Raw genomic sequence first — 11,788 nt, forward strand, 5'->3', positions numbered from 1 at the left:
CAATCTAATAAACTTATCTTTTCGATAACATCGATTAATCAGAGATAAATATTATAAAAATAAAAAATAAAACATCGAGCAAGATTTAACACTACTGATATTTTTAAAAGTCTCATTTTTACAAGGGTCATTTTATAAGTTGCATCACACTAACAATAAGCAAAATGAATGATTTATTTAGTAATAATAATTTGTCGATATTTTATCCACACTCTCTTCACCTTCATTATAAATATAATTAATGTTCCCTTTAACTTGAGTATGTATAATCGCTTTTTTATTTCCTAATCGCACAAATCCTGTCGGTAATGTCTTCTTTTTGTACGAAAGTTCACTAATAGACATAAGATCTGTAGAAGCAATTTGATATTCAACATGGGTAAACAGCTGTTTATATTTAGTATATAAATCATCCAGGTTTTTTTTGGCTTTATTTAAATCAATCTGTTCAGAATTTCTACTCTCTTCCACCAAATTATTTACTTCAGTTTCTAAATTAGAACGCAGTGAACGCCCCTGTCTATTTAACTGATAATTTGCTGTAAAATAAGGCTTGAATTTTTCATTCATATTATCTTTTGTTTGAGAAGACAATGTCTCTTTTCTTTCCTTTAATGAGGATAAAAAACGATCAATGTTATATTGTCTATTTTCTTTTGTTATTTGAGCCTGAAAAATATCTTCTTTACTTTGGAATGGAGCAGTCATTAAATTTTTATTAATACTATTGTTTAATTTATTTATTTCCTTTTTATCTGATGATAAATTTAAATAGATACTATCTAATTTAGAGATACTATTAGACAGATGATATTTCTCTGGATATTTTTCTAATAATCTATTTATTTTTAATACTCTTTTATAAATTCCTTTTATATTTTTTTTATCTTGATCCAATTTTTCTGCACTTATTAATTTCTCACTTTTAAAAAGTGTAAAACTTAACAAGCTATTTATTCTTTTTTTTACCATTAATTCGAAATCTTTTACAGATGTTAATGGATACCACTGAATAACATTATCAGAATTGCTCGTAGAAGGCGTGAATTTTAAATCACGATAAATATCAACACCAAGTTCTAATAAATCAAGATCAAGCCTTTTTGTTTTTTTTGTCACATCGGTTTTACCATAATCGATAAATTTATTAATATTTAAATTTAATTTTAATAAATTTAAAATAAAGTTTATACCAATAGCATTTCTGGGTACGGTGAGTTCCATATTGGGATTAATCATTACATCAATATCAACACTGGCTTCACTTCTTACTTCAGTTCCTAACGAAAGACTTATATCTTGAACAATTTCAAGGGTAGAATTATTAATTAATTCATGTTCATTTTGATTTAATCCTTGATTAATAAAATTTGGGATCTCATTAATATCAAGGCTAAATGAGAAATTAGATTTTTTAGCGTAAGTAGCACCTAATAAAGCACTTGCCATGACAGGAGTAACAAAACCATAGTCAACATTTCCTAAACCCCATCTTTTGTCATATCCACCAATCCCCGCTGATAAACCCGCAACCAAAAGATTCTTATTATTATTATTAAAAGAGAAATTAATCTTATTATCTTCACTTTTTGATAATGTGATAGAGTGCGATTTTACATAAGAAGCTAATAGAAAGGCGTTAATCCCTATATTATTTGGCAGTTGAAAAGCATTAATACCAAAGAAGGCTCGAACATCATTATGGTGATTAATGGTAATATTTTCTTTATCTTTTAGCGATTTAACTAATGAATAAATCACCTCACCTTGTGTTATACCATTTTTTACACCTTTAACAGCACGATTTAACACATCATAGCTTTTCCCTATGTTTTCTTTAATACCATATAATGCCATCGGCTTACTTTTATATACAGAAGTCGAAGAGTTAATAAGCTGCTTTATATTACAAAATAATCCTCTAAATCCAGGATCAACAGCTTTTGCAATATTTTTCATCATTGCCTTATATTCTTTTAATGCATATTGTTCTTTTGATTTATTAATATTTAACCGGGCATTATCAATAAAAGAAGAGAAAAAAGGGATATTTCGGCTACTAAAATTGCCAACTGTTTGAGTAGAAAATGGTTGTCCTGAATGATAATTTTTATAATTATTCTCACCTATCAATGAGTAAAAAGATAAAGGAGGCTCTTGCTTTAAACGAGTAACTTCATATTGATAATCTTTAATCGCAAAAATATTTAAAGGGTCAAGATAATATATTTTTATTTTATTTCCTTTATCTACAACGAGTTGTACTTTATTTAATATTGGTTTGATTGCTAATATTTTATCTGTATTTTTTAATGGAATTTTTATTTTATGCTCTTCCATTTCTATGGAAGCTCCATCAACTTGATCTCCAGAAGAAATTTTATTAGGTAGTCCTTGAGCATAAAGCGCATTATCTTTAAGCTTAATGGTTAAATCTAATCCTTCACGATTAATTTTAATTATATTATTTTCTTTTAATTCCACAACATTATTAATGTTTGATAAATCTTGCTTTAGATTATCATCAACTATATATTTTTCATATTCAACAGCAAAGTTACTACTAATATCATTTGATGAGGTATCATTTAAATTATATTCTTCTTCTACTTTGTTAAATTTAATTTTGTAGAGATCACTACTATTATCTATATTGTTACATTTATTTCCAATCAAAAAACCATTATGATCAACATAAAGTTCTTTAAACTTCATATTGTCACCATCTTGAGACTCTATATTAAAAAGATTATATTTAAATCCTCCTTTAAAGTGTTTTTGATATAAACCCGTAAATAAGTCATATGTTTTACCTTTAATTAAGGTCAAGGAGCCATCATCTGAAAGTGTGATCCCCATATTATTAAGTAAAGATGTATTTGTTGATCCTAAGTATACATAGTTATTTGCATTATTTAGGCTAAATTTTTTTTCTTCTTTCTGTTTGTTATTGTTTTTATGATAAATGTTATTACTATTAGCCAGCCCTTCTACTGGATATTTTTCTTTTTTTCCATCAAAATCACCTATAGGTATAAGTTTACTAGGAATCACCCCTACTTTATTATCCATGTATGCCTCATTGTTTTCAAATCATGAAGCAATAATCAATAAGATAATCCGCAAACGATATCTTTTTACAACCAGGTTTTTATGACAATATATGAAAATTAAAAAAATTACCTTTTTTTTTGAAAATCCAGACAAAAAATAGGCAGTAAACTAAAGTTTACCGCCTATTATCTAAAATTAAAATATAAATAAAATAGACTTAGTAACCACTATTCATATCAACCACACCAAAAGGTACCTCTCCTTTTTCAATTCGTTGAATATTTTCAACTATAGTATCCATTGCAATATTTGGAATAGTAAAAGCAGCAATATGTGGCGTGATAGAAACACGAGGATGAGTCCAGAATGGATGCATACCTGCTAAAGGTTCTTGAGCAAAAACATCAAGTGTTGCATCAGCAATATAGCCTTGATCTATAGCTTCCAATAAATCTTGATCGACTAAATGCGCACCTCGCGCCAAATTTATTAAATAAGAAGAAGGTTTAAGTTGCTCAAAGAGTGAGAAATTTAAAATACCATGCGTTTCTGGCGTATAAGGTAATAAGTTAATCAGTAAATTACACTCGTTTAGAAAATCACTGAGTTGCTCTTTACCATAAAAACTTTCAACATTTTTAATTTGTTTTTCACTGCGACTCCAGCAACGAACGTTAAAGCCAAGTTCGGCAAGTTTAGTCGCAACACTTCCACCTAAAGCACCGGCACCTAAAACACCAATCACAAAGTTTTCATAAGAGTGCGCAGGAAGTTGTTTCCATAAACGTTGTGATTGTTGGCGTTTATAATCATCCATGCGACGAAAGTAATACATCACTTTAGCAATCGCATATTCTTGCATTTGAAGCCCCATTCCGGTGTCTTCCAAACGCATAACAGGAACGCCTGTTGGTAATGTGCCAGGCTTTTGTTGTTCTTGTTTTAAAATAGCATCAACACCCGCTCCTAACGCAAAAATACCTTTAAGGTGATTGCGACTTGCAAGCATTTCATAAGGAGGAAGCCAAACCATGGCATAATCTGCAGGTGCGGTATCACCAGGTTCCCAAATGCGTATATTGGCATTCGGCAAACGCGCCTTCATACCGTTAATCCATGTCTCTGCGTCAAAAAAAGGATGATAATAAATAATATTCATTGTGCCTTCCTCCAGCATTTTTATCATAGGGTGCGAGGGTTACGTTCTGATTTCAAGTCTCTTTGAATAAGTTGTTAATAAAAATGTTGAGAATGTTAACCAGTTAACGAAAATCTCAATTCTTTTTTCAATACGCTAACCTATTGCGTGAATTGGTTTACTACATAATTTGTCTAGCATTTGTGCATATTGTTTTTTATTTGACTGCTTGATACAAAAGTTAAAAGAAAAATGCATTTAGCAGTTGACGCTTATGCTCCTTTTCCCTATAGTAGCGCCCCGTTGAGAGATGTTAAGTACATATCCAACAACAATATGGTGAGATGTCCGAGAGGCTGAAGGAGCACGCCTGGAAAGTGTGTATACGGCAACGTATCGAGGGTTCGAATCCCTCTCTCACCGCCATATTCTAAGATAGAGCCTAATTTTTAATTAGGCTCTATTTTTTTGTGGAAAAATATCAATTTTTCAATCTGATTATTTTTCTCGCTTCCATCTATAGCTCATTTAAACTCATTTTTTGATGCTATTTCTTTAGTATACAGCACGCCACTTATTTTATTTTGGCTTAATCGTTTTATTTAATAATTTTTTATCAGTTAACAATCTCTAATAATTAATTTTTAATGATCAAAAATAGCTTATCTAGTTGCTATTTAACCCTAATCGTATTTTTATAACAGAAAACAACTTTTATTACCTCTCTATAAATGACATTTATTCTAAAATAAAACGCTTTTTATAATTTTAAAATAAATTTAAACTTTATTTTCAAGCAAGCAACAGAATAAATACAATAAGATACATTGTATTATCTCTTTACGTTAACTTATTAGTTTAATTGATTTAATTTTCACTAAGCTTTAAGATATACATTAATAATTTGATGTATCACATTATTATCAGCGAATAAAAGCGATATCCTCTCTTTTCCTTATCGCCGTTATTCGGCATCTGACTTCTTATTTTGGTTTAAGCCTAAATGAAAACTCATAAAGTTAACCGGGTTCGCCCCTTTAGTGCATTTATTGATGCATGTGTAAAAGAGCCTTACTCTTTTGCTCGTTTATTAAAAGATATTATTGCAGGGATCACCGTCGGAATTATCGCGATACCATTAGCCATGGCACTGGCAATTGGTAGCGGTGTTCCTCCGCAATACGGTCTTTATACCGCAGCTATTGCCGGTATAGTTATTGCTGTTTCTGGTGGCTCTCGCTACAGTGTTTCAGGTCCCACAGCCGCTTTCGTTGTGATACTTTATCCTGTATCTCAGCAATTTGGTTTAAGTGGTTTATTGATTGCCACATTAATGTCTGGCGTTATTTTAGTTGTTATGGGATTAGCTCGCTTTGGTAAACTCATCGAGTATATTCCTGTTTCTGTAACACTTGGATTTACCTCAGGGATTGCTATCACCATCGCGACCATGCAAATAAAAGACTTTTTTGGTCTTGAGATGGCGCATGTACCAGAAACTTATATCGATAAAATTATTGCCTTAGGTTCTGCATTACCTACCATTCACCTTGGTGATACGCTTATTGGCTTAACAACATTGTTTGTTTTAATCTACTGGCCCAAATTAAATTTACGCTTACCAGGGCATTTACCTGCTTTAATCGCGGGTACTGCAGTAATGGGTATTGTGAATATGTTTGGCCATGAAGTTGCAACGATTGGCTCACAGTTTAGTTATCTACTTCCGGATGGTTCGACTGGGCAAGGTATTCCACCGATACTACCTCAGTTTGTTTTACCTTGGAATTTACCAAGCACTGGAGCATCTCTTGAATTAAATTGGAGTACAGTTTCTGCTTTGTTACCAGCGGCTTTTTCAATGGCAATGTTAGGTGCAATCGAATCGTTACTGTGTGCCGTTGTGCTTGATGGCATGACAGGTAAAAAACACCACTCTAATGGTGAATTACTAGGACAAGGTGTCGGTAATATTGTCGCGCCTTTCTTTGGTGGTATAACTGCGACTGCGGCGATTGCACGTTCAGCAGCTAACGTCCGCGCAGGTGCAACATCGCCAGTTTCAGCTATTGTTCACTCATTGTTGGTATTACTCACTTTACTGGTATTAGCCCCATTTCTTTCATATTTACCTTTAGCCGCAATGTCAGCACTACTGTTAATTGTGGCATGGAATATGAGTGAAGCGCGTAAAGTTATTGATCTTATTCGTCATGCGCCTAAAGACGATATTATTGTCTTAGTATTATGCTTATCTCTCACCGTTCTCTTTGATATGGTCATTGCCATTACTATCGGTATCGTATTGGCTTCACTGTTATTTATGCGTCGTATCGCCAATATGACCAAAATAACAGAATCGCCGTATACTGATGACGATAAACAATTATTGGTTGTGCGTGTGAATGGTCCGTTATTCTTTGCAGCAGCAGAGCGCATTTTTAATGAATTGCGTGAGCGTAGCAAAGGTTATAAAACGGTGATTATGCAATGGGATGCTGTACCAGTCTTAGATGCAGGGGGCTTACATGCCTTCCAACATTTCGTCACTGATGTCAAACATGACACGCATGTGATTGTGTGTGATATTCCCTTCCAACCTTTAAAAACGTTGGCAAGAGCAAGAGTCACACCTATTGAAGGAGAACTTAATTTTTATCCTTCATTACAAAAAGCACTGGATGATTTGGAATTAATTCAGTAGTTATTCAATCTAAAATAATATAAAACTATATAGCCCTTAATTTAAATTATTTAATTAAGGGCTATATTAATCATTCATATTTTATTTGCCATTGTCCGTGTAGTATAAATTGTCTTGAAGGAAATTAATAAAGAGTGAGGTGAGCCTAATAATGGCACGGCTCCATAGCTAATTATTTTCAATAACTTGCCGAGCGATAGGTACGACATTACGAAGGATAAACTCTGTTAGGTTTGTATTTTCCAAACTAGCTACAAGAATAAGCAGTGATTTATCTTCTGTAGTAATACGAATTGATACTCTCTCACTGTTTTCTACAAGTTTTAGCGTTTGGAATAAATACTTTACCAATCCCACTTCCTTGCGCGCCTTTTTTTAATAAATCTTGATAAAGTGCATTCATGCCCAACCAGTGATTTTCACACCATTCTGGAGCAAGTAAGGTCGGTTTTCTCGCGCTGGCACAAACGCGGTGATAGATAATTTCAGGGGGAGTATAGCGGATCATTTCACCCGCCGTATAAACATATTGTTCTTGCGTCAGTGCATTAATACGCCCTGCTTTCCATGCCTTAGCTATCGTACTACCTTCTACAATATGCAAAGGATGTAATTTAAGCCCGTCAGTACCTGTTTCAACCACTCGTTCTAACGTCTGCATATTAAGCTGATGATCTTCTCGTGGTAACCCGACAATAAGGTGAGTACATACTTTTAAACCACGACGTCGAGCTTCTCGCGTTGTCGCTTGATAACACTGAAAATCATGCCCACGGTTAATCTGTTTCAATGTTTTATCATGAGCTGTTTGTAAACCAAGCTCTAACCACACTTCATAACCTTGATCACGGTAACCTTGCAATAAATCTAACACACTAATCGGTACACAATCTGGCCGAGTTCCTACACATAACCCTACCATATCGGCTTGTAATAACGCGGTTTCATATAAAGTACGTAAATATTCTACTTCTGCATAAGTGCTAGTATAAGCTTGAAAATAGGCAAGATACCGACGTGCTCGGTTGATATTTTTGGCTTGTAATGCAATTTGTTCTTCAATGGAATGATATTGTGTTTGTTCATCAGCAAAAGAAGAGACATTACAGAAAGTACAGCCACCTCGCCCTAATGTACCATCTCGATTAGGACAGTTGAAACCGCCATGAAGGGTGATTTTATGGATCTTTTCGTGATAACGGCGCTGAAGATCAGCGCCGAACATATTCACTACTGTATGCAGTTGCATAACAATTTTATTTGCTGGTATCTAACTCAGGGAAACTTTTAATTAAGTCATCAATGGCTTTAATTTGTGCTAAGAATGGCTCTAATTTTGCTAATGGTAAAGCTGATGGGCCATCGCAACGTGCATTATCTGGATCTGGGTGAGCTTCAAGAAATAATCCTGCAAGACCTACCGCCATACCTGCGCGTGCTAATTCAGCAACTTGCGCACGACGTCCGCCCGATGCTGCACCAAATGGGTCACGACATTGTAATGAATGCGTTACGTCAAAAATAACAGGAGCACCCTGAGATGCTTGCATCATGACATGAAAGCCTAACATATCCACAACCAAGTTATCATAGCCAAAGTTACTACCACGATCACATAAAATAACTTGGTCGTTACCGCCTTCTTTAAACTTATCGACGATATTTCCCATTTGGCCTGGGCTAACAAACTGAGGTTTTTTTACGTTAATCACTGCACCTGTTTTTGCCATTGCTTCAACAAGATCGGTTTGACGTGCTAAGAATGCAGGTAATTGAATAACATCAACGACTTCGGATACAGGCTGAGCTTGCGCTGATTCATGAACATCCGTAATAATTTTAACGCCAAAAGTCTCTTTTAACTCTTGGAAAATCTTCATTCCTTCTTCTAAGCCTGGGCCACGATAAGAGTGAATAGAAGAACGGTTTGCTTTGTCAAAAGAAGCTTTGAATACATAAGGAATATTCAGTTTTTGAGTTACAGTGACATAGTGCTCACAAATACGCATGGCTAAATCGCGCGATTCTAATACATTCATGCCACCAAAAAGCACAAATGGTAGGTCGTTTGCTACCTTGATATCACCAATATTCACCACTTTATGTTGCATATTTATCCCTATACTGTTTGTAATGTACTGTGTTAATCGAGTACGTTGCGTAAACTTTTAATGTAGAACAACTGGATTTTGCTCTATCGAATGAATTTGAATTTTGATCATTTCTGAAATCGGATCTTCGGGACATTGCTCAACAAAATAGTTTAAGTCGGAAATTGCCACATGATGACACTCTAACTGAGCAAAAATCAGTCCACGATCACGTATTTCATAGGGATCTTCAGGATCAAACATCAATACCGTTTCACTGGCTTTTAACGCTTGTTCCATATTTTTTTCTTCCATTAAAGACACTTTCAGGGTATCTAAAAGCTTGCGAATAATGGAGCTGTATTCTGATTCTTCTAAATCGGCCTCTAATAACACCGAATTATTTCCTACATTCCCTTTTAACCAAACTTCTAGGGTATGTTGTGATAGATATTCGCCATTTATTGGGTTTAAAAATAACGTTTTTTCATTGGGAACATCTATTCTGATGATAAGTTGCGTAGGAAAAATAACGGGAGCTAACGGCAGGTTTAACGCTTGTGCGATATAAATAAGAATCGAACCTAGCGAAACAGGAGAACCCACATGTGTCGCTAATACTTTATCTAACCATAAAGTATCGGAAAGACAATATTTACCACTTGCACCACTAAAGTGCCACTGCTTATAAAACAGTTTTAGTAATGCTTCTATTTGTTCTTTGACGTTTCCTTGCTTAGGAATTTCAGCTTCTGCTTGCTCAACAAGTTGCGCTAGTTGATAACCAACAGAAGTGGTCGGAAAATCAGGTCGAATAGCCTGAGAGATAAGGATCATGCCCTTAACTAAAGGGGCTTTATTAAATTCGTAATCAGCTATGGTTTCTATCATAATTCCAACGACCTACTGTCACTCGCTCATTACCGCCATAATCACGGAAAGTTTCCACACAGCAGTAACCCTTATCAGTAAAAATTTTGCGAACACCTTCACCTTGCTGCCAACCGTGTTCCAGTAATACCCAGCCTTTATCAGTTAAAAACTGACGGGCAGTTTCAATGATAATCTCGATATCAGCAAAACCATTATTACCAGCAACTAACGCGGTTAAAGGTTCAAAACGAACATCCCCCTGATGAATATGCTCATCATTTTCATCTATATAAGGAGGATTACTAATTATCATACCAAATTGATACCCAGAGAGTGAACTAAACCAGCAACTTTCCATAAATTCTGTGTTGTTTAATGCTAAGCGGGTCGCATTCTCTTGCGCTAATACCACTGCTTCGGCTTGAAAGTCCACACCAATAATATGGCAATCAGGGCGTTCTGATGCCATAGCAAGCGCAATAGCCCCCGTCCCTGTTCCTAAATCAAGAATAGTTGTTGGTTCTGTTGGCAGTTTTTCTAACGCTTGTTCAACAAGGCACTCAGTATCAGGTCGAGGAATTAATGTTGCAGGTGAGACTTTTAAAGGCAGTGACCAAAATTCTCTTTCGCCCACTAAATAAGCGATAGGTTCACCTTTAATACGTCGAGTAAGTAGTTGAGATAATTGTGTTAATTCATCTTGTGAAAGCAACGTTTCATTAAAAGCCATTAAGTACGTTCGAGCACGCTGTGTAACGTGCCCAAGCAAAATTTCAGCATCACGTTTAGGGCTGTCACTTTCAATTAATTGCAAGGCTGTTTGACGCAGCCATTGTTCATAATTCATTAATTTAACTCAGAAAGTGCAGAAAGCTGATCCGCTTGATACTCAGTGACAATAGGCTGAATTAGAGGATCTAATTTTCCTTCCATCACTTCATCTAAACGATAAAATGTAAGGTTGATACGGTGATCTGTAACTCGCCCTTGTGGGAAGTTATATGTTCTAATACGGTCAGAACGATCGCCAGAGCCTAATAAGTTACGACGTTCAGACGCTTCGGCCTCTTGACGTTTTTGCATTTCGGCAGCACGAATACGTGCACCTAATACAGACATCGCTTTGGCTTTATTTTTGTGCTGTGAACGCTCATCCTGACATTCCACCACAATACCCGTTGGAATATGCGTGATACGAATTGCAGAATCGGTGGTGTTAACGTGCTGACCACCCGCACCTGACGAACGGAATGTATCAATACGCAAATCGCTTGGACTAATATCAGGTAATTCAGCTTCTGGCACTTCAGCTAATACGGCAACTGTACAAGCCGAGGTATGAATACGACCTTGAGATTCTGTTTCTGGTACACGTTGAACACGGTGGCCGCCTGATTCAAATTTCAATACCCCATAAGCACCATCACCCACTACTTTTGCAATGACTTCTTTATAGCCACCATGCTCACCTTCGTTAGCATTCATGACTTCAATACGCCAGCGACGTGATTCTGCATAACGGCTATACATACGGAATAAATCACCGGCAAATAATGCGGCTTCATCCCCACCGGTTCCTGCTCGAATTTCAAGGAAACAGTTAAATTCATCATCAGGATCTTTAGGCAATAACAGCACTTGTAACTGTTGCTCTAAATCATCGTTTAGTGCTTGCGCTTCTTTCAGCTCTTCTTGCGCCATCTCTTTCATTTCAGGATCATCAAGCATCATTTCTGCTGCTTCGATATCGTCTTGCACTTTCCGCCATTGACTAAAACAAGCCGTGACGTCGGTTAATTGAGAGTATTCTTTTGAAAGCGCACGAAAACGCTCCTGAGAGGCAATCACATCGGCTTCTGACAGAAGTGCCTGAATTTCTTCATAACGCTCTTGTAGAGCTTCCAACTTAGCGACAATAGAAGGCTTCAT

Annotated in this window: 9 protein-coding genes and 1 tRNA gene; 2 read left to right on the forward strand and 8 right to left on the reverse strand. The window is 35.6% G+C overall.

Annotation, left to right across the window (positions count from 1 at the left end):
- Window positions 1–177 precede the first annotated feature (177 nt).
- On the reverse strand, window positions 178–3,072 hold the full coding sequence (locus GTH24_RS10290) for a hypothetical protein (RefSeq protein WP_072068230.1): 2,895 nt from the start codon (window positions 3,070–3,072) through the stop codon (window positions 178–180).
- Window positions 3,073–3,271: 199 nt separating this feature from the next.
- The gene (gene ghrA, locus GTH24_RS10295; RefSeq protein ID WP_164526367.1) at window positions 3,272–4,213 is read right to left on the reverse strand and encodes a glyoxylate/hydroxypyruvate reductase GhrA; all 942 of its coding nucleotides are present in this window, start codon (window positions 4,211–4,213) and stop codon (window positions 3,272–3,274) included.
- 317 nt (window positions 4,214–4,530) lie between these two features.
- Between ghrA and GTH24_RS10300 the strand changes: the two genes are divergently transcribed.
- Both GTH24_RS10300 and dauA read left to right on the forward strand, forming a co-directional pair.
- A tRNA-Ser gene (locus tag GTH24_RS10300) sits at window positions 4,531–4,618 on the forward strand.
- Window positions 4,619–5,195: 577 nt separating this feature from the next.
- Entirely contained in the window at window positions 5,196–6,896 is a 1,701-nt protein-coding gene (gene dauA / locus GTH24_RS10305; protein WP_072068232.1) for a C4-dicarboxylic acid transporter DauA, read from the forward strand.
- 168 nt (window positions 6,897–7,064) lie between these two features.
- Here dauA and GTH24_RS10310 read toward each other — a convergent pair whose 3' ends face one another.
- The 6 genes from GTH24_RS10310 to prfA are packed head-to-tail and all read right to left on the reverse strand — an operon-like array spanning window position 7,065 to window position 11,788.
- Entirely contained in the window at window positions 7,065–7,253 is a 189-nt protein-coding gene (locus tag GTH24_RS10310; RefSeq protein WP_241253946.1) for a DUF1778 domain-containing protein, read from the reverse strand.
- Complete coding sequence (locus tag GTH24_RS10315; RefSeq protein ID WP_164526368.1) at window positions 7,201–8,145, reverse strand: TIGR01212 family radical SAM protein; 945 nt, start codon at window positions 8,143–8,145, stop codon at window positions 7,201–7,203. The genes GTH24_RS10310 and GTH24_RS10315 overlap by 53 nt, the downstream gene beginning before the upstream one ends.
- A gap of 7 nt (window positions 8,146–8,152) precedes the next feature.
- Entirely contained in the window at window positions 8,153–9,007 is an 855-nt protein-coding gene (gene kdsA, locus GTH24_RS10320; RefSeq protein WP_072068234.1) for a 3-deoxy-8-phosphooctulonate synthase, read from the reverse strand.
- Window positions 9,008–9,064: 57 nt separating this feature from the next.
- Complete coding sequence (gene sirB1, locus GTH24_RS10325) at window positions 9,065–9,874, reverse strand: invasion regulator SirB1 (protein ID WP_072068470.1); 810 nt, start codon at window positions 9,872–9,874, stop codon at window positions 9,065–9,067.
- The gene (gene prmC / locus GTH24_RS10330) at window positions 9,858–10,706 is read right to left on the reverse strand and encodes a peptide chain release factor N(5)-glutamine methyltransferase (protein ID WP_164526369.1); all 849 of its coding nucleotides are present in this window, start codon (window positions 10,704–10,706) and stop codon (window positions 9,858–9,860) included. The genes sirB1 and prmC overlap by 17 nt, the downstream gene beginning before the upstream one ends.
- Window positions 10,706–11,788 carry a peptide chain release factor 1 gene (prfA, locus tag GTH24_RS10335; protein ID WP_072064034.1) on the reverse strand — a complete coding sequence of 361 codons (1,083 nt, stop codon included), beginning with the start codon at window positions 11,786–11,788 and terminating at the stop codon, window positions 10,706–10,708. Before prfA ends, prmC begins: the two co-directional genes overlap by 1 nt.

The organism is Proteus vulgaris (genome assembly GCF_011045815.1).
In the GTDB taxonomy this organism is placed as follows: Bacteria; Pseudomonadota; Gammaproteobacteria; order Enterobacterales; family Enterobacteriaceae; genus Proteus; species Proteus vulgaris_B.

Bases quoted from the DNA above. Each gene is read 5' to 3' on its own strand.
- GTH24_RS10290 (WP_072068230.1), bottom strand. From the start codon at position 3,072: ATGGATAATAAAGTAGGGGTGATTCCTAGTAAACTTATACCTATAGGT.
- ghrA (WP_164526367.1), bottom strand. From the start codon at position 4,213: ATGAATATTATTTATTATCATCCTTTTTTTGACGCAGAGACATGGATT.
- dauA (WP_072068232.1), top strand. From the start codon at position 5,196: ATGAAAACTCATAAAGTTAACCGGGTTCGCCCCTTTAGTGCATTTATT.
- GTH24_RS10315 (WP_164526368.1), bottom strand. From the start codon at position 8,145: ATGCAACTGCATACAGTAGTGAATATGTTCGGCGCTGATCTTCAGCGC.
- kdsA (WP_072068234.1), bottom strand. From the start codon at position 9,007: ATGCAACATAAAGTGGTGAATATTGGTGATATCAAGGTAGCAAACGAC.
- prmC (WP_164526369.1), bottom strand. From the start codon at position 10,706: ATGAATTATGAACAATGGCTGCGTCAAACAGCCTTGCAATTAATTGAA.
- prfA (WP_072064034.1), bottom strand. From the start codon at position 11,788: ATGAAGCCTTCTATTGTCGCTAAGTTGGAAGCTCTACAAGAGCGTTAT.